The 17,645-nt window shown below is 68.1% G+C and carries 14 protein-coding genes and 1 pseudogene; 10 read left to right on the top strand and 5 right to left on the bottom strand.

The window, feature by feature from the left end; all coding sequences use genetic code 11:
- The first annotated feature begins 23 nt into the window (after nt 1-23).
- The 5 genes and pseudogenes from Q9R14_RS10790 to Q9R14_RS10770 form a co-directional block, all read left to right on the top strand.
- Nucleotides 24-488, top strand: coding sequence for a hypothetical protein (locus Q9R14_RS10790; RefSeq protein WP_249750966.1), 465 nt, complete (start codon nt 24-26; stop codon nt 486-488).
- Between the two features lie 14 nt (nt 489-502).
- Nucleotides 503-1,033: a TetR/AcrR family transcriptional regulator gene (locus Q9R14_RS10785; RefSeq protein WP_306002385.1), complete on the top strand. Its 531-nt coding sequence runs from the start codon at nt 503-505 to the stop codon at nt 1,031-1,033.
- Between the two features lie 94 nt (nt 1,034-1,127).
- Nucleotides 1,128-1,943, top strand: coding sequence for a MipA/OmpV family protein (locus Q9R14_RS10780; protein ID WP_295708539.1), 816 nt, complete (start codon nt 1,128-1,130; stop codon nt 1,941-1,943).
- A gap of 95 nt (nt 1,944-2,038) precedes the next feature.
- Complete coding sequence (locus Q9R14_RS10775) at nt 2,039-2,593, top strand: HdeD family acid-resistance protein (protein WP_039248748.1); 555 nt, start codon at nt 2,039-2,041, stop codon at nt 2,591-2,593.
- A gap of 204 nt (nt 2,594-2,797) precedes the next feature.
- Nucleotides 2,798-3,192, top strand: a pseudogene (locus tag Q9R14_RS10770) (transposase); the annotation flags it as partial.
- A gap of 242 nt (nt 3,193-3,434) precedes the next feature.
- Here Q9R14_RS10770 and Q9R14_RS10765 read toward each other — a convergent pair.
- The 5 genes from Q9R14_RS10765 to Q9R14_RS10745 form a co-directional block, all read right to left on the bottom strand.
- Entirely contained in the window at nt 3,435-3,764 is a 330-nt protein-coding gene (locus tag Q9R14_RS10765) for a hypothetical protein (RefSeq protein WP_306002384.1), read from the bottom strand.
- A gap of 612 nt (nt 3,765-4,376) precedes the next feature.
- A complete protein-coding gene (locus tag Q9R14_RS10760; RefSeq protein WP_306002383.1) occupies nt 4,377-6,350 on the bottom strand; it encodes a hypothetical protein in 1,974 nt (657 codons plus the stop codon).
- Nucleotides 6,351-7,498: 1,148 nt separating this feature from the next.
- Complete coding sequence (locus tag Q9R14_RS10755; RefSeq protein WP_306002382.1) at nt 7,499-7,960, bottom strand: hypothetical protein; 462 nt, start codon at nt 7,958-7,960, stop codon at nt 7,499-7,501.
- 93 nt (nt 7,961-8,053) lie between these two features.
- Nucleotides 8,054-8,818, bottom strand: a complete 765-nt coding sequence (gene pdeM, locus Q9R14_RS10750) for a ligase-associated DNA damage response endonuclease PdeM (protein WP_306002381.1) — start codon at nt 8,816-8,818, stop codon at nt 8,054-8,056.
- A complete protein-coding gene (locus Q9R14_RS10745; protein WP_371929717.1) occupies nt 8,815-11,322 on the bottom strand; it encodes a ligase-associated DNA damage response DEXH box helicase in 2,508 nt (835 codons plus the stop codon). Before Q9R14_RS10745 ends, pdeM begins: the two co-directional genes overlap by 4 nt.
- Before the next feature lie 58 nt (nt 11,323-11,380).
- On the opposite strand from Q9R14_RS10745, the gene Q9R14_RS10740 reads away from it, so the two are divergent.
- From Q9R14_RS10740 to hisC, 5 genes are read left to right on the top strand one after another with little or no spacing between them, the layout of a single operon-like run.
- Complete coding sequence (locus Q9R14_RS10740; RefSeq protein WP_306002380.1) at nt 11,381-14,236, top strand: ATP-dependent DNA helicase; 2,856 nt, start codon at nt 11,381-11,383, stop codon at nt 14,234-14,236.
- A gap of 1 nt (nt 14,237) precedes the next feature.
- The gene (gene ybaK / locus Q9R14_RS10735; protein ID WP_306002379.1) at nt 14,238-14,711 is read left to right on the top strand and encodes a Cys-tRNA(Pro) deacylase; all 474 of its coding nucleotides are present in this window, start codon (nt 14,238-14,240) and stop codon (nt 14,709-14,711) included.
- A 32-nt stretch (nt 14,712-14,743) separates the two neighbouring features.
- Nucleotides 14,744-15,802, top strand: a complete 1,059-nt coding sequence (locus Q9R14_RS10730; RefSeq protein WP_306002378.1) for a DUF2125 domain-containing protein — start codon at nt 14,744-14,746, stop codon at nt 15,800-15,802.
- Nucleotides 15,802-16,488: a hypothetical protein gene (locus tag Q9R14_RS10725; protein WP_306002377.1), complete on the top strand. Its 687-nt coding sequence runs from the start codon at nt 15,802-15,804 to the stop codon at nt 16,486-16,488. The genes Q9R14_RS10730 and Q9R14_RS10725 overlap by 1 nt, the downstream gene beginning before the upstream one ends.
- A gap of 14 nt (nt 16,489-16,502) precedes the next feature.
- A complete protein-coding gene (gene hisC / locus Q9R14_RS10720) occupies nt 16,503-17,618 on the top strand; it encodes a histidinol-phosphate transaminase (protein ID WP_306002376.1) in 1,116 nt (371 codons plus the stop codon).
- Nucleotides 17,619-17,645 lie beyond the last annotated feature (27 nt).

Raw genomic sequence — 17,645 nt, 5'->3', positions numbered from 1 at the left:
AGCCAAGCACACGGACCGCTTCGATGAACAAGAACCAGCTGGCCGGCGAATGGAAGATCATTTCGGGGCGCATACAGCGCCTGTGGGCCGAAAGCCTCGATGACCAGACCGGAGCGATCAAGGGCAACCTCAGGGAGATCGCGGGCCTGGTCCAGAGGGAGTTCGGCCTCGCGGCGGAGCAGACCGAGGAAGCCATGAACCGCTGGCAAAAGGAGCATCAGCCGGTCGCAACCCTCCAGGCCCAAGGGGACCGTTTCAACACCGTGATGGCCGATCGCTGGGCGGCCGCGAAGGCCCAGGTCGATGACGCCAGGGCGGACCTGGCCGACCGGCGCGAGGCGGTGGAGGCGGACATCGATCTGCTGGTTTCGCGCCTTCAGACCCGGTTCGACCTGACCCGCGACGCCGCCGCCGCGCAGGTCAACACCTGGCTCAGCGACACCCGCGACTGGCTCGACCATCAGGCCAAGGCGCGCCGGGGCGATTGAAAACGAAATCGACGATGTCCGCCGTCGAGTCGCCCGCCCCTCCTGCTGGCGGGCTTGACAGCGGCGGACTGGTCCCATCCAACGACCGCATGGCCAGACACCGGGCGGACGCCCAACAGAACCGCACCCAACTCCTGGACGCCGCCGAAGCCGCCTTCGTCGAGATGGGCTTGAACGCGCCGCTTGATCTGATCGCCCAGCGCGCGGGCGTGGCGCGGATCACCCTGTTTCGCAATTTCGCCGACCGACAAGCCCTGATCATGGCGCTGCTCCAGCGCGGACTTCAGGAGGTCGAAGCGGAAGCCACACGCGTGGCCGATCAGGATGACGGCTTCCTGATCCTGCTCCGCTTCGTCGCTTCGCCGAGGTTGAGAACGCGCTGGAGGGCACGACGCGTCTGGAGACCCAGGCCCGCCAAGCCGAAGCCCAGCGCGCGGCCCAGGACGAAGCCCTATTCCACGCCCGCAACCGCTACCGCGCGGGCTACGCCGCCTACCTGGAGGAGCTTGACGCCCAACGTGGCCTGTTCAGCGCGGAACTTATGATCGTTCAACTGCGCGAAAACCAGCTGCTGAATGCAGTCGCCCTCTATCAAGCCTTGGGCGGCGGATGGAATTCACCGGTCAACCAGGAGCAACCATGATGCCGCGTCCCGGTTTCCGGCGTCTCGGCGCCTGTAATATGCTGGCCGGCGCCCTCGGCGCCGCATTGGGCGTCGTTCTGGGGATGGCGGTCGCCGGGGCGGCGTCGGCCCAGCCCCAGCCGTTCGAACCCGTGCCGGACACACCGGAATGGAACGTCGACATCAGCGCCGGGGCGGTCTCTGGCTTCAGCTCGACCGGGCGAGAGGCGAACCGGGTGAACGCCACGCCCTGGGCCGATTTCAACTGGCGCAACCGGGTCTACGGCAATCCGCTCGACGGGCTCGGCTACAATATCGTGGCCGACGACGGGCTGAGGGCGGGCGTGCAGCTTCGGCCGCATTATTGCGGTAAGTCGGCTATCGAGGGGCTGGACCTGCCCGACCTCGGCGCCGACATGGCGGTCTATGGCTTCGTCCGGATTCCGGGGAACATCTCGGTCGGCGGACGTGTCATGCGCGACATCAGCGGCCAGACCGACGGAACGACCTACTACGCCTCGGCCTCGCACCAGGGCGTGACGCGCATCGGCCTGTTGCAGAGCACCTTGTATGCGCGAGGCGGTGACGCCCGCAGCAACGACGCCTATTTCGGCGTCGACGCCGACGCGGCAAGTGTGACCGGTCTTACGCCCTATGCGCCGGGAAGCGGCGTCCGGAACACCGGCGTCGCCTTCCTGATGCTGACGCCGATCGGCGACCGCTGGGCCGTGGCGACTTTCGCCAACGCCGAGCGGGCAATGAGCGACGTCGCCGACAGCCCCCTGATCCAGGCTCGAGACGAACAGGAGATGGCTATCGCGGGGGGATTCTGATCGTGCGCCGTTTCGGCGGCTGGTAGTTTTCCGGTCGGGCGATGACGCCCGGCCTCCACGCGGCGAATGACGCCGCAAATGACGGGGCTGAACTCATGGATACGCATTTCAATCCGCTTGGAGATTTTCTGAGCCGGGCCTGGTGGTTGCTGCTGTTGCGCGGCTTGGCCGCCATTGCCTTCGGCGTCCTGACCTTCGTTTGGCCTCAGGTGACGTTGCTGACGCTGGTGATCCTCTACGGAGTTTACGCCATTCTGGACGGCGCGTTCGCCTTGCTCGGGGCCATCCGTGGCGGCGGCCTGGCGCCGCGCTGGTGGCTGGCCGTCGTGGGACTCGTGGGACTGGCGGCGGGCGCGGTCGCCCTGGCCTTGCCCGACCTGACCGCCGTCGCCCTTGTGGTCATCATCGGCGCGGCGGCCATCGCGCGCGGTATCTTCGAGATCGTCGGCGCCATCCAGCTGCGCAAGACGATCCGCAAGGAGTGGCTGCTGATCCTGTCCGGCGCGATCTCTGTGCTGTTCGGTTTGGCCGTCATCGCCGCCCCCGGCGCCGGCGCCCTGGCCCTGGTCTGGCTGATCGGCGCCTGGGCCATCGTCGCGGGCGTGCTCACGGTCGCTCTGGCGCTCAAACTGCGGAAAATAACGAGCTGAACGTGTCGTTCGGAAAACGGACTGCCGCCCCTCTGATCGCAGCCGCCCTGAAGGCCGCGGTCGAGGGTCTGCTGGCCGAATGCATCACGGCGCAGGCCGAGAATAACTGCCCTGAGGCTTACCGTATCCGCGATCGTGGTCTGCGCCCTTTTAAGTGATCCATCCCCTATGTTGGTCTGCGGACCGGAATGGATGGAGCCAAGGATGGCCAGGAAGCGTCACAAGCCCGAAGAGATCATAGCCAAGCTGCGCCATGTCGAGGTGCTGACGGGGCAAGGCAAGTCGATCTCGGAGGCGTTGAAGACGATCGCGGTGACGGAGATGACGTACTTCCGCTGGCGGGCGGCGTTCGGCGGGATGAAGACCGATCAGGTCAAACGGATGAAGGCGCCGGAGCTTGAGAACGCCAGACTGCGTCGTGCGGTGTCGGACCTGACGCTGGACAAGCTGATCCTGTCGGATACGGCCCGAGGGAACTTCTGAGCCCTGCCCGTCTCTGGGCCTGTATCGACAAGGTGCGGGCCGAGTTGAACGTGTCAGAGCGGCGCGCCTGGGGGGTGCTCCACCACCAATCAGTCTCCCCCTTTCACCGGCCAGCCGGGGAGGGGGGAGACTGGCCACTCTTTTCAGACAGTTAGACGGTTAACTCGGGCGCCAATCTCTCCGTGGAGAGGATTTCCGCGCTGTTTAGCCGGCTGTGCCCCGCCCCATTCTCCAGGCCCACATTTCCACTTCCGGGTTGGCGGTGCCTGTTCGCGGAGAAGGGTTAGCCCGAACTGAGCCGCCGCCGGAGGACCGGCGGCGGGACTGGGTCTCTGATCGAGAAGTCTGGTGTCGGGGTCTAGCCGACCGCGCCAATGGCCATGAACAGCCTGCGCTGCTCGTTCCAGTCCATCGGGAAGGGATGGGCGATCAAGGCGCCGAGCGACAGGGCCTGAGGCTGACGCCCCGAGATGATCTGCTCCATTAGATCCGGAGCCATGTAGGCCAGGGGCAGGATCTGGCCAAGGTAACGAACACAGAGATTCTCGGTCCTGGCCAGTTGGGTGGTCGATCCATAACGACCGGTCCTGAGGTCGGCCGTCCATCGCTTGGCCATGGCGACGGCCCTGACCAGGGCGCGATCGATCCGATTGGCTGCGATCGGGGATTGGCCCTCGGCCTCGATCAAGACCGCGTTGTGCCGGTGTTTCAGCCGAACCGGCAGGATCCACTCGGTCGCGCCATCGGCCCGCTCCTCTCGTTCGGCGCCCTGGATCGTTCGGTCACCAGGAATCGCTCCCTTGACCGTGAGGATATGGGCGCGCGCTCGCGGGCGTGCAGGTCGAGCTCTCGGAAGGGCTGCAGGCGTCCCTCCAGGCCGAAGGTCGATTCGGTGAGGGACAAAGCGGCGGCGGGGTCCGTCTCGGCGTGCGCTACCGCTTCTAGAGATCGGCGGCGCAGCGTTCCTTCCCCGCTGCGCACCGCCGTTGGCCCGCGTCCATTCCAGCCCCCCTGTCGACGACGCGGGACATCTGGGCCGTCACCCCTCGGGGTGGCGGCCCTTTTTTGATCGGGCGAGCGTAGCGCCAGCCAACTGATCAGAGGCTGCGGATTTATTTCCTCGGACCGTAAGGGTTTCGACGAGGGACAACGTCTCAGTGCCGAGATCCCGACGGGGGATCTCTTCCCCCTATCGAACAACAGATTTTCGAGCTCCCAGAATGATCAAGATCCTGCTCGCCGCCACCGCGGCCGTCCTCGTCATGCCTGCCGTCGCCCTCGCCCAGGACGATCCGCGCGGCTACGCCAGGTCAGCGTCGGCGGGGTCGCTTCCGCGCAGGACGACGGCGTGGGGAACCAGCCACGGGGCGATCCGCACTACGCTGTCCTCAAACGGCAAGCCCATATTGGCCTCGGCCAAGGCGAGGGAGCCGTAATGGTTGTCCCAGTCGCCCCGGTCCGCCCCCCAGGACCAGCCGCGGGACTGAAGGTCGCGACCAAAGCGGACGCGGTCCGCGATCCACAGCAGCCGACTGGCCGTGCCGGAGGCGTCGAACCCGGCATCCAGCGCCCTGTCCACGAACCAGTCCCAGCTGCCCACGCCCGGGCTGGCGTGGATAAGGGACAGCAGGCGGATGAGGTCGCCCGCCTTGGCCCCATCACCGTAGCGTTCGACGAGCCGGTCCACCTCAACGGGGTCGAGCGGGGCCAGCACCTCCGCGAGGTCGCTGTAGAGATCGGCGTCCCGGTCGAGCAGGAAGGCCACCCGGTCGACCGGCGACAGACCCGCCGCGGCGATGAGCAGGGCGCGACTGCGTGCAAATCCGTTTTCAGCCTCATCAGCGTCTTCGGTCGTCCCGCCTGCCGCCAAGGCTGTCAGGGTCTCGTCCGACAGACGATCGGCCAGCAGGAAGTCCGACGTCGAGCGCGACAGTCCGATCCGGCGCTTGTCCGGCTCGCGGGCGGCCAGGCCGTCGAGCTTGCGTCGCACCAGATCCGCCAGGGCGTCCGGCGCGAAGCGGGCGAGGACAGGCTCGATGTCCTCCCACCGGCTGTCTTCGACCGTGCGGCCGAAGTGGGCATCCAGTTCCGACACGTCGAACTCGACGGTACCGGCTCGAAGCTGTTCCGCGAAGACGGCGGGCAGATCCAGGCTTGGGTCGACCTGGAAGGGACTGACCTTGTCGATGCGTCGGGCCAGCGGCAACGTCGTGTCCCCGGCGACCTGATTGGCGTGGCGTCGCTGGAGCGAGAAGAAGCTCCGCCCCGGGTCGGCTAGATACTCCGCCTGATAGTCCGGCCCCCGGTCGAGACCGGGATCGGTGGCGACGGCCTCGCCTTCCAGATCCTCGTCGCCGCTGAGCCAGAGGAGCAGGGCGCCGATGCGGGCCGCGAGCTGCGGATGAACGCCGTCTTCCGCCGTTCGGTTCTGCAAGGCCTCGGCATGCGCGCGCAGAGCGCTGGAGACGTCCGGCGCGTCGATCCCGTTGAGAAGACAGAGCCACTTCAGTCCGTCCCAGAAATTCTCCCGACCGCGGATCGCCATGTTGAAGGCGGCCGCGGACAGTACGGGCAGGGCGGGGCGAAGCGGATAGCCGTCTAGGAGTGTGGGGATCGCACGGAGCCCGTTGTGGTGGGTGCGCTCGACGAACGTCAGGCGCTCCCCGAGGACCGTCCGTTCCCCGTCCTCGTCGGTGCCGACGCGGTCGACGAGCCGGTTCGATCGCGCCCGGTCCGCGTCCTCGTTGCGATGGGCGGGCAGGTCGACGTCTCGGGAGATCGTTTTCAGCCAGGCTTCGCAACGCGTGATGACCAGGTCCCTAGACCCGGCGTCATCCCGCGGCATACGCCTCAGGGCGTCGATGGCGAGGGTCGATGCCGGACCCCATGTTTGTTCGACCACATCGAGGAGCGGCCCGCACAGAGGCACGGCGAGACGGACGATCTCCTCACGGTGCGCCTCGGGCAGGTTCTGCGACTGCATCCAGTCCTTGACGAGCAGGCGAAGCACCGCCTCCTGCCCGACCGGATTGCTTTCCAGGATGATGGAGACGGCGGCGCGCAGGATTTCGGCGCGCTCGTCGATGGCCGCGATCGGGTCGAGCGAGGCGGCGAGTTTGCCCTCCAGCGCCCCGGCACCGGCACTCGCCTCGATCAGGCGCAGATGTTCGAGCAGGGCCGCTCCCAGGGCATGGGTGACAATCGTCGACGAAAGGGTAAGCGGTCCTGCGCTCCCGCCGGCGGCGATCCATCCAGGCCGCGTCGAGATAATCATGGCTCAGCGTCCGCAGCCGGTCGAAGCCGAGGTTCCAAGTCTCCATCTCGCGCTTCAGGCGGGCCAGCGCGGATGCGCCGTCCGACGTCAAAGCACGAGCTAGATCCCCGGCCTCGGTGTTGACCAGGCTGTCGAGGACGTCCGGAGCGCAGGTGCACAAGGCGGCCAGCGCCGGGAAGGTATCCGGCTTCCAGTCGATCACCACGACAGGGAGGCCAAGCTCATCGCTCTTGCCCAGCAGATCCTGTTCCAGCTGTTCGGACGCCTTGCGGGTGGCGGCGAGGAACCAGCCTTCGAGCGCCCTGTCCCGCGTCAGGGCGTGATCGATCTCGCCCAGCAGCTCGCGATTGCTGATGTCCGTCCCGTCCGCATAGCGCTTCGTCTCGATCCGGAACCGTCGTCCCTGACGCCCCGCGGACCCCGCATCCCCTCCGTGCTGGAATCCGCTCTTGGCCATGGCGATGCCGACGTCGAGCAGCTCCGAGATCAGGGCGGCCGCGACCTCCTCGAACGCCTTGGGCGTAACGCCCTGAAGGATGGTCTTCAGCCGGGCGAGGCGGGCGGAAGTATCGGCGGGTATCGTGGCTGGCATTCCAGATCAGATAGGCTCGAGGGCGTCGCCCGGCCAGCCGTCGACGGACGAAGCGGTCAGCGATCAGCAGCTATGTCCTTTTGGGATTCGACCGCACGCGCTCTGGCGCGCGCAGAACGACGTGTACGGGGTCACCAATCCTCGGCCGTATGTCATGGCCGGGTCTACCCTTAGAGCGTCAGACCAAGCGGCGCGTTCGCCGCGGCGGGCGAGCTGACGCCGTATGGGGTCCTCTTCGATACCTCCGTTGAGCCCCTTCTCATACGTGGACTGATCTGCGCGATCCTACACTCGTTTCGGTAGGGAACAGATGATTTCCGGATGTCTGCAACTGTCTCAAGCCGGCGCGCACACGACTTGGAACGCCGGACGTGCTAGGATATTTCGAGATGTTGGAAGCGATCCGCGTTGCTGGCCGTTTCCTTTCTCTGGTGACCATATGGTGACCAATCGCCGCTGAGATTTTTCAAATCCCGGAAAATTTCAGCATTATCAGGATGATAGGGCGAGAATAAGCGGTATCGAATTTCCTTTATTGGGACATCGAGCTGGAGCCCTAGGGGCGCAGGACGGCGACGCCCGGGCGGGTGGTTTCGGCGCGGCGACGGCGCAGGCGGCGATCCAGGCGGTCGATCTCGGCCAGGGTCATATCCGGATGGCGGCGGAAGGCTTGGCGCAACTGTTCGATCCGGCCGGGCGCCCAGGCGGCGGCGACGCCGGCCGCGCCCGCCAGAAAGTCGATGACCGAGACGCTGCGGCCAGTTAGGGCCTGAAGCAGTTCAGCCCCGAAGGCCGCGGCGATGACATAGAGGGCCAGGTCGTCGCGGCGCTGGTTCGGCGCGATCAGGAACAGGCCGCTGGCCACGCCATAGAAGGCGATGACGTGGGCGGCCTTGTCGTTCAGCCCGAAGACCTGTTCCAGGCCCTGAAATGGTCCCAGCATCAGGACGGCCATGCCCAAGGCCGCCAGGGCGAAGCCGAGGCGGGCGGCCATGACGATGCGACGGGGCGTGAGCATGAGGCGGGTGTCCGTGACCTTGATCCGCCGTCATCCTGCATCGCCGTCCGCCAAGATGCGGTGAAGCGACGTGCTGAACGCTTTACAAACAGACTATCGCAGGATCGCCCAATCCAGGGCGTGAACCCGGTCACGTCCCAGGGCGGCGGCTAGGGGAGGGGCGGCGAACAGGTCGGCGATGGCGGGATCGCGCACGTTCAGTCCGCCGGTGAAGGCGCCGAAGGCCGGCAGGACGATGCGCGATCCGTCGGTGACGAAGCAAGGACGGCGCACGCCGCGCCCATAGGCGGCGACCTTGGCGGCGGGGTGAAGGTGGCCCGCGACCTCTCCACGACGGTCGTCGTCGGCGGTCAGCGCCTCCGGTTCGTGGGTCAGACGCAGCGCGCCGAGGATCATGTCGCCGACGATCCGGCCGGGCAGGCGGACGGTCGCCTCCGCATCGCGGGCCATGCTGCGGTTCAAGGCCTCGCGGTCGTGATTGCCCTCCAGCCACAGCCAGTCGCGCCCCGCCGCCAGCCCGTCCAGCCGCGCCCGGTCGTCGGCCGCCATGCGGGGAATGGCCTTGGTGTCATGGAAGCTGTCGCCCAGCAGCACGACCATGGCGGGGTTCAGTTCGACAATCTCGGCTTCCAGCCTGTCCAGCGTGGCGCGGCTGTCATAGGGCGGCAGAAGCTGGCCGCGCACGGCGAAGGCTGACCCCTTTTCCAGATGCAGGTCCGCGACGATCAGGGCGCCGTGGGCCGGAACCCACATCGCTCCGGAACAGCGCAGTACGCAGGCCTCGCCCGCGATCCGCACGCTCAGCGAACCGCAGATCTTGCGGGCCGGGGACAGGGTCTGACGCAGGGCGGCGTTCATGCGGCGGCTTCTGGCTCGGCGTCGTCCATGACCTCGGCGATCAGCAGGTCGGCGCTTTCGTCCAAGATCATTTCGGCGGCGTCTCCGCTGACCCGCTCGCGTCCGATCTGGACCAGCACGGGCACGCAGAAGGGCGAGGCGCGGCTCAGGGATTGGTGACGAATACGTCCCTCGATCCGCGCCAGCATCTGGCCCAGGCGCGCCACGTCCAGCAGGCCGGAGGCGGCGTCGGCGCGGGCGGTCTTGAGCAGCAGATGGTCAGGTTGGTGGCGGCGCAGCACGTCGTAGATCAGGTCGGTGGAGAAGGTCACCTGCCGGCCGGTCTTTTCGGCGCCGGGCTGGCGGCGCTCGATCAAGCCCGAGATCAGGGCGCAATTGCGGAAGGATCGCTTCATCATGAAGCTTTCCTCCAGCCAGGCTTCCAGATCGTCGCCCAGCATGTCCGGCTGGAACAGGGCGTCCAGATCGATCGTGTCCATCGGCTTGATCGACCAGATCGCCAGCGAATAGTCGGTCACGACAAAGCCCAGAGGCCCGACGCCCATCCGGTCCAGCCGCCGGGTCAGCAGCATGCACAGGGTGGTGTGGGCCAGATTGCCCTCGAACGGATAGGCCACCAGGAAATGCCGGCTGCCGCGCGGAAAGGTTTCGACCAGCATGGATTCGGCGTCGGGAATGACCGAGCGGGTTTCCTGCAACTCCAGCCATTCCTGCACGTCGGGCGGCAGGACACGCCAGTGGTCGCGGTCGTGGATCATCGTCCGCACCCGGTCGGCCAGCGACGTGGACAGCGGGAACTTCGATCCGCCCCATGACGGAATCTTGGGGTCGCTGTCATTGGCGTGGGTGACCAGAGCGTCGGTCCCGGTGATGCCCTGAAACGCCCAGGTCTGGCCGGCGAACTGGAAGGTGTCGCCGGGTGTCAGCTGTTCGAAATACCACTCCTCGGCCTCGCCCACCTTGCGGCCGCCGATCAGCTGGCGCGAGGCGCCGCCGCGACGGCTGGCGACGCGGACGTTCAGCGTTCCTGCAGAGACGATGGCCCCGACATTCATGCGGTGGCGCTGGGCGATATGCTGGTTTCGGACCTTCCAGCGGCCGTCTTGCGTGCGCACGATGCGCGCGAACCGGTCATAGGTGCGAAGCGCATAGCCACCGGTGGCGACGAAATCGACCACCTCCTCGAACTGCTCCCACATCAGGGCGCGATAGGGGCCGCAGCCGGTGATCTCGTCATACAAGACCTGCATGTCGAACGGCTCGGAACAGGCGACGCCCATGACGTGCTGGGCCAAAGTGTCGAGCGTGCCGATATGGACCGGCTCCCAGTCGAAGGCGTTGTCGGCGACGGCCTCGCGCGCCGCCTGGCACTCCAGCATCTCGAACCGGCTGGCGGGCACCAGAAGCGCGCGAGACGGCTCGTCCAGCCGGTGGTTGGCGCGGCCGATCCGCTGGACCAGGCGGCTGGAGCCCTTGGGCGCGGCGATCTGGATGACCAGATCCACGTCGCCCCAGTCGATGCCCAGATCCAGCGTCGAGGTGCAGACCACGGCCCTGAGATCGCCGCGCGCCATGGCCGCCTCGATCTTGCGTCGCTGCTCGGCCGCCAGCGAGCCGTGGTGCAGGCCGATGGGCAGATTCTCGTCGTTGATGGCCCACAGCTGCTGGAACACGAACTCTGACTGCCAGCGGGTGTTGACGAAGATCAGCGCCAGGGTCGAACGCTGGATGGCGGCATAGACCTCCGGGATCGCGTGCTGCCCCGTGTGGCCCGCCCACGGCACCTTGCCCTCGGAGATCAGCACGTCGATGACCGCCGGCGCGCCGGGGTCTCCGCGGACGAGCGTCACGTCCCTCACTCCGGGCGAGGGACTGAGCCATCCCCGGATCAGATCGGGATCCTCGATGGTCGCGCTCAAACCCACCCGGCGCATGTCGGGGGCGAAGCTCTGCAAACGGCCCAGCCCGAGCGACAACAGGTCGCCGCGCTTGCCGCTCCAGATCGCGTGCACCTCGTCCAGCACCACGCATTTCAGATCGGCGAAATAGGACCGGGCGCCTTCCCAGGCGCAGAACAGGGCCAGCTGCTCGGGCGTGGTCAGCAGGATGTCGGGCGGAAAGTCGCGCTGTCGCTGGCGCTTGGACTGTTTGGTGTCGCCGGTGCGCGTCTCGACGTGGATGTTCAGCCCGATCTCGCGGATCGGCGTCATTAGATTGCGCTCGACGTCCGTCGTCAGGGCCTTCAGCGGCGACAAATAAAGCGTATGCACCCCCGACCCCGGCCCGGTCGTCGGCTTCGGTCCGCGCTCGGCCAGGTCGATCAGGCTGGGCAAAAACCCCGCCAGCGTCTTGCCCCCGCCGGTCGGCGCGACCAGCAGGGCGTGGCGGCCGGCCTCCCCCGCCGCAACCATCTCCAGCTGATGCCGCCGGGGCGACCAGCCGCGCGACGCGAACCAGTCGGCGAACAGAGGCGGAAGCGTTGCGGGAGCGGCGGCGGTCGTCACGGACGGGATATAGCATGTTCCCGTTCCGTTTCAGCCCCAGGCTCGCTATCTATCGGACGTGTTCGACGAATCCGTCCTTTCCGAAACCCGCCTGAGCGGCGCCCAGCCGTGGGCGAACTTGCCGCCAGCCCTCGCCACGCCGCCGGGCGCAGGGGCGGTGTGCGACGAGGTGGGGGCCAGGAAGATCGGACGCGGGGCGGCCGAGGGGTTCTTCAGCACCGGGCCGGTGATGGTGGCGCATGCGTCGCTGACGGCGCGCCGGCTGGGGCTGACGCCGCCGCCGCGATCGACTGATCTGATGGATGTGCTGGAGCTTTACGCCTTCGTGCGGCCGGCGCGCTTCTGTGCGCCGTCGCCGACGGGGTTGGCCCTGTCGCTGGGTCTGGCCGAGCCGAAGTCGGCGGAGGAACAGGCGGCGGCCCTGCGTGAGGCGGCGGGACTGCTGCTGCGCGAACTGGCCGATCCGGCCTATCCGGAGCGCGAGGCGGCCTATGTCCTGGCGCTGACGATGCAGCGGGCGGGCTGGGCCTGGGGCGAGCTGGTCGTTCAGGCGCTGGAGGCCGGCGGCGTACGGGCGCGCCAGCATCGCGGGTCGGGGATGGATGTCTGGTCGAGGCTGACCGAATGGGAGGACGAGGCGCCGCGCGGCGAGGCGGGATCGGCGCCGGTCGACAGCGAGAGCGCCCGCATCCGGCTGGAGAAGCTGCTTCAGGCCTCGGGTCTGGACGAGACGCGGCCGACGCAGTCCGATTACGCCGCCGAAGCCGCCTTCGCCTTTTCGCCGAGGAACGAAGAGGGTCGGCCCCGCATGCTGCTGGCCGAGGCGGGGACCGGCACGGGCAAGACCCTGGGCTATCTGGCGCCCGCCTCCCTGTGGGCCGAGCGGAACCAGGGGGCGGCCTGGATCTCGACCTATACCCGCGCGCTGCAACGCCAGATCGACCGCGAGAGCCATTCGCTGTGGCCCGATCCGGCCGAGCGCAAGAAGAAGGCGGTGATCCGCAAGGGCCGCGAGAACTATCTGTGCGTCCTCAATCTGCAGGACATGGTGCAGGCGGCTCAGCTGGGGAATGGCGACCTGATCGGCCTGGCGCTGGCCGGGCGCTGGGCGCTGCATACGCGCGACGGCGACATGACGGGCGGGGATTTTCCCGGCTGGCTGCCCGGCCTGTTCGCCATGCCGGCCGCCCATGCGGCGGGGGCGGCCAATCTGGTGGATCGGCGCGGCGAATGCGTCCACGCCGCCTGCCCGCACTACCGCACCTGTTTCGTCGAAAAGACGATCCGCGCCAGCCGCCGCGCGGACTTGGTCATCGCCAACCACGCCCTGGTCCTGACCCAGGCGGCGTTCGACGGCGCGCGCTCGGCGCGGGGCCAGAAGCAGGACGGTGAGACGGCTGCGCTGAAGCGGATCGTCTTCGACGAGGGGCACCACCTGTTCGACGCCGCCGACAGCGCCTTTTCCGCCTGCTTGTCGGGCCAGGAGGCGGCTGAGCTGCGCCGCTGGATACGGGGGCCGGAGGGGCGGGGGCGTCGCGGTCGCGGGCTGGAACAGCGGCTGGGCGACATGGTCAACGACAATGAGGCGGCGATGAAGGCGCTGCAGGACGCCATCCGCGCCTCGGCCGCCCTGCCGGGGGAAGGCGTGTCGGGCCGCGTCGCGCCGGCCTCGGGCGAGGTCAATCCGATCGGCCCGATCGAAGCCTTCCTGGCCGCAGCCCTGGACCAGCTGCGCGCCCGCACGGCGGAGACCAATACGTACGGCGGTCCCGAGTTCGGCATGGAGTGCGCGCTGAAGCCGGTGACCGATCCGGTGGCGGAGACGGCGCGTGCGGCGGCTCAGGCCCTGGCCGCCATCGAGGCGCCGTTGCTGGCCCTGTCGCGGCATCTGGAGGACATCCTCGACGACGAGGCAGCCGAGCTGGACGGGTCGCAGCGGTCGCGCATCGAAGGGGCGCTGCGCGGGCTGGATCGGCGCGCGCGCATGACCTTGCCGGGATGGCGGTCGATGCTGGCGGCGCTGGAGGATGGGAGCGATCAGCCCGATCCCGATTTCGTCGATTGGCTGTCGGCCGAGACCGCATTCGGCCGCATCCACGACGTGGCGCTGCGTCGCCACTGGATCGACCCGACCGTTCCGTTGGAGGCCGCCGTGATCGTGCCGTCGCACGGGGTGCTAGTGACCTCTGCCACCCTGTCCGATCCCTTGCAGGAAGACCCGTTCGACCTGGCGCGGATGCGGACCGGCTCGGCGCGTTTGATCGAGCCGCCCCGAACCCTGAAGGTCGAAAGCCCGTTCGACTATGCGGCCAACAGCCGTGTCATCGTCGTCAACGACTTGGTCAAGGACGATCCGCGCCAGACGGCGGCGGCGATGCGCGAACTGTTCCTTGCGGCGGGCGGCGGGGGCCTCGGCCTGTTCACCGCCATCCGCCGATTGAAGGCGGTCTACGAGCGGCTGGGCCCGGATCTGGCGAAGTCGGGCGTGCCGCTCTACGCCCAGCACGTCGATCCGCTGGAGGTCGGGGCGCTGGTGGATATGTTCCGGGTCGAGGAGAACTCCTGCCTCCTGGGCACCGACGCCGTGCGCGACGGGGTGGACGTGCCGGGTCGGTCGCTGCGGGTGCTCGCTTTCGACCGTGTGCCGTGGCCGCGCCCGGACTTGCTGCACAAGGCGCGGCGCGAGCGGTTGGGGGGCAAGGGTTATGACGATGCCCTGGCCCGCGCCCGCATCGCCCAGGCGTTCGGCCGGCTGATCCGGCGCGGCGACGACAAGGGGGTGTTCCTGATGCTGGACGCCGCCACCCCCACCCGCCTGTTCGCCAGCCTGCCGCCCGGGACCGAGGTCCAGCGCATGGGTCTGGCCGATGCGGTCGAACTGACCCGCAACTTCCTGAACCCCGAGACGACGTAGGATGTCCAAGACCACGCCCACGACCGTCGCCCTGACCAAGGCCGGCGTCGCCTTCGATCTGTTTCCCTACGACTATGATCCCGACGCGCCGCGCGTGGGGTTGCAGGCCGCCGAGGCGCTGGGCGTGGCGCCAGAGCAGGTGTTCAAGACCCTGATGGTCCTGGTCGACGGCGCTCCGGCCTGTGTCATCGTGCCGTCCGACTGCGAGGTCAGCATGAAGAAGCTGGCGGCGGTTCTGGGGGCTAAGTCGGCCCAGATGATGAAGCCGGCCGACGCCGAACGGCTGACCGGCTACAAGGTCGGCGGGGTCAGCCCGTTCGGCCAGCGAAAGGCCGTGCCGACCGCGATGGACGAAACCGCCATCCTGTTCGATCAGATCCTGATCAACGGCGGTCAGCGGGGGCTTCTGCTGGGTTTGGCGCCGGAGGATGCGCGGCGGGCGGCGAACGCGATGCTGGCCGACTTGACCGCCTAGAAGCGCCAGGTGCGGCGCGCTATAGGTCCGGCATGACCGACGCCTTGACGACCAAGCGACACAGCCGCAAGGGCCTGTATGCGCCCTTCATCCTGGTGCTGATCGCGCTGGCGGCCTGGACCGGATGGTGGATCTTTCTGACGCGCCAGATCGATATGCGGCTGGAGGCCCAGGTCCGGACCCTGCGTCAGGACGGCTGGGACATCCGCTTCGCCGACAAGTCCATCAACGGCTGGCCGTTTCGCACCCATGTGGCGTTGACGAACCTGATCGTTCAGGCGCCGTCGGGCCATGCGATCAAGGCGACCGAACTGACTGCGGAGGCCAACGCCTATCAGCCGACCAAATGGGTCGTGGTGGCTCCGCAAGGCCTGATGCTGACCCGCGCCGGCAAGGGCGAGGTCGCGGTCAAGGGCGACGCCATCCGCATGAGCGCCAGCGGCATCGATCAGCGCTGGCCCAACCTGGCGCTGGAGATGGTCAATCCGGTCTTCACGGCCCAGACCGGCGCGGAACCCTTCCCCATCGCCCGCGCGGCGCGCATCGAATTCTATGCTCGACCGCATCTGGAAGGCTCGACCGCGCCGACTGACGACGTCGATGTCATGTTCCAGCTGGTGGACGGGCAGGGGCGGGCGGACGGCCCCGTCGAAGGCTTCGCCCAGGATGGCCGCCTGACGACCCAGCTGGAGGCCGAGATCGGCCAGGCCAGCCTGCTGAAGACCGGCGGCGACGCGGCGGGCGTCTTCTCGGCCTGGACCAAGGCGGGCGGGACGTTCCGCAATGTGCGCGGCGATCTGCAGGCCGGCGACAGCCGTGCGACCCTCTCCAGCGACGTTCTGAGAGCCGATGCGAACGGCCGGCTGACCGGCCAGGTCCAGCTTCAGGCGCAAAAGCCTCTGCCCGCCTTGGCGGGCCTGATGGCGACGCGTCAGGGGCCGGTCAACCGCATCGGCGCGGCCGGGGCCGCCGCAGCGGCGGGCGCGGCCGAGGCGACGGGACAGGAGCAGCTGCCGCTGACGCTGGTCTTCCGCGAAGGCCGCACCTGGCTCGGCCCCTTCCCGCTGGCCCCGGCGCCCAAGCTGTTCTGATGGCCCTGCTGGACGAACCCGAAGCCGACGACGCCCTGCTGGCGCTGGATCGCACCCTGGTCGAGGCGGTGCGGGCGCGGGTCGCCGCCGGTCCGCGCGACCGGGCCGACGCCTCGGCCATCGCCCTGCGTCAACTGCTGGACGGCGCTTCAGCCGATGAGGCTGCGGCGGTCAAGGCGGTGTGGGGCCGGATCGAGGCAGCGACCGGACCCGCGCTGGTCGTCTGTGGCGGCGTGGCCCAGGCCCTGGCCACGGACCGCTACGGCCTGCGGTCGCGGCCCCTGTCCGCCGACGAGGCGTTGAAGGCGGCCGAGGCGGGCTCGCGCGCCGTGATCGACCTTTCGCCCGACCGGCCGTGGTGGGGCCGCCTGCTGGCGCGGCCCGAACTGAAGATCGTCGCCGCCCTGCCGGACGACCGGCGCGGCCGGCCACAGGCCTTCGTCGTGTCCAAAGAAACATCCGGCCCCACGGGCGACGACCGCAGCTTCTGGGTCACCGACAGCGGCTGGTCCGAGACCAAGATCGTGGACGCCCTGGGCGACGCGGGACTGGTCGCCGATCCGCTGGCGGCGGCGGGCGGGTTGAAGCTGTTCATGCTGACGGGCTATGTGCAGGTCGACGACGGGCGGCTGAAGAGCGCGCCCGGCCGAATGAGCGGCGTGATCGGCGCCGCCCCCATCTTCTGAGATCAAGGCTTTCCATGACCGACGCGACCGCGCCACACGGCCCTGCCCCCAAGCCCGGCATCCTCGACATCGCCCCCTATGTCGGCGGCAAGTCGTCCATCGCCGGCGTCGCCGAGCCGATGAAGCTGTCCTCCAACGAGAACATGCTGGGCGCGGGCGAAAAGGCGCGTGCGGCCTATGAGGCGGCGATCAAGAACATTCACATCTATCCCGACGGCCGGGCGACCAAGCTGCGGAACGCGGTGTCGGAACTGCACGGGTTGGAGCCTGAACGGCTGATCTTCGGCAACGGCTCGGACGAGGTCTTCGCCCTGTTGAACCAGACCTATCTGACGGCGGGCGACAACATTGTCTGCGGCCAGTACGGCTTTCTCGCCTACCGCATCAGCGCCTTGGGTTGCGAAGCCCAGGTCAAGCTGGCGCCCGAGCCGAACTTCAAGGCCGAGGTCGATGCGCTCCTGGCCCAGGTCGATGACCGCACCAAAATCGTCTATGTCTCCAATCCGTCGAACCCGACCGGCAGCTACAATACGGGCGAGGAGATCCGCCGCCTGCACGCCGCCCTGCCGGCCCACATCATCCTGGTCGTGGACGAGGCCTATGCGGAATATGTGACCGAGGCCGACTGGGAAACCGCCTTCCCGCTGGCCAAGGACGCCGGGAACATCGTCGTCACCCGCACCTTCTCCAAGATCCACGGCCTGGGCGGTTTGCGCATCGGTTTCGGCTATGCGCCGCTAAAGGTCGCCGAAGCCATCGACCGTATCCGCCTGCCGTTCAACGTCTCTGTGCCGGGGCTTGAGGCCGCAACGGCCGCCCTGTCGGACGAGGCGCACCAGACGGCGTCGCGCGATCTGATCTCGAACTGGAAGCCGCGCCTGACCCAGGCCCTGCGCGGCTTTGGGCTGAACGTCCTGCCCAGCGCCGGCAACTTCGTGCTGGTGCTGTTCGACAGCGCCGAGCGCGCCGCCGCCGCCAACGACTATCTGAACACCAAGGGCATCATCGTTCGCCCCGTCGGCGGCTACGGCCTGCCTCAGGCCCTGCGCATCACCATCGGCACTGAAGACCAGAACCGCGCCGTCATCGACGCGCTCAGCGAGTTCGCGGCCACCTTATCAAAGGGGTAAAAGCGGCGGCCGCATTCGCAGCCGCCG

This window comes from Brevundimonas sp. C43 (assembly GCF_030732185.1).
Taxonomy (GTDB): domain Bacteria; phylum Pseudomonadota; class Alphaproteobacteria; order Caulobacterales; family Caulobacteraceae; genus Brevundimonas; species Brevundimonas diminuta_C.
Note: the sequence above shows the minus strand (reverse complement) of the source record. Positions and strands in the feature narration are given on the sequence as shown.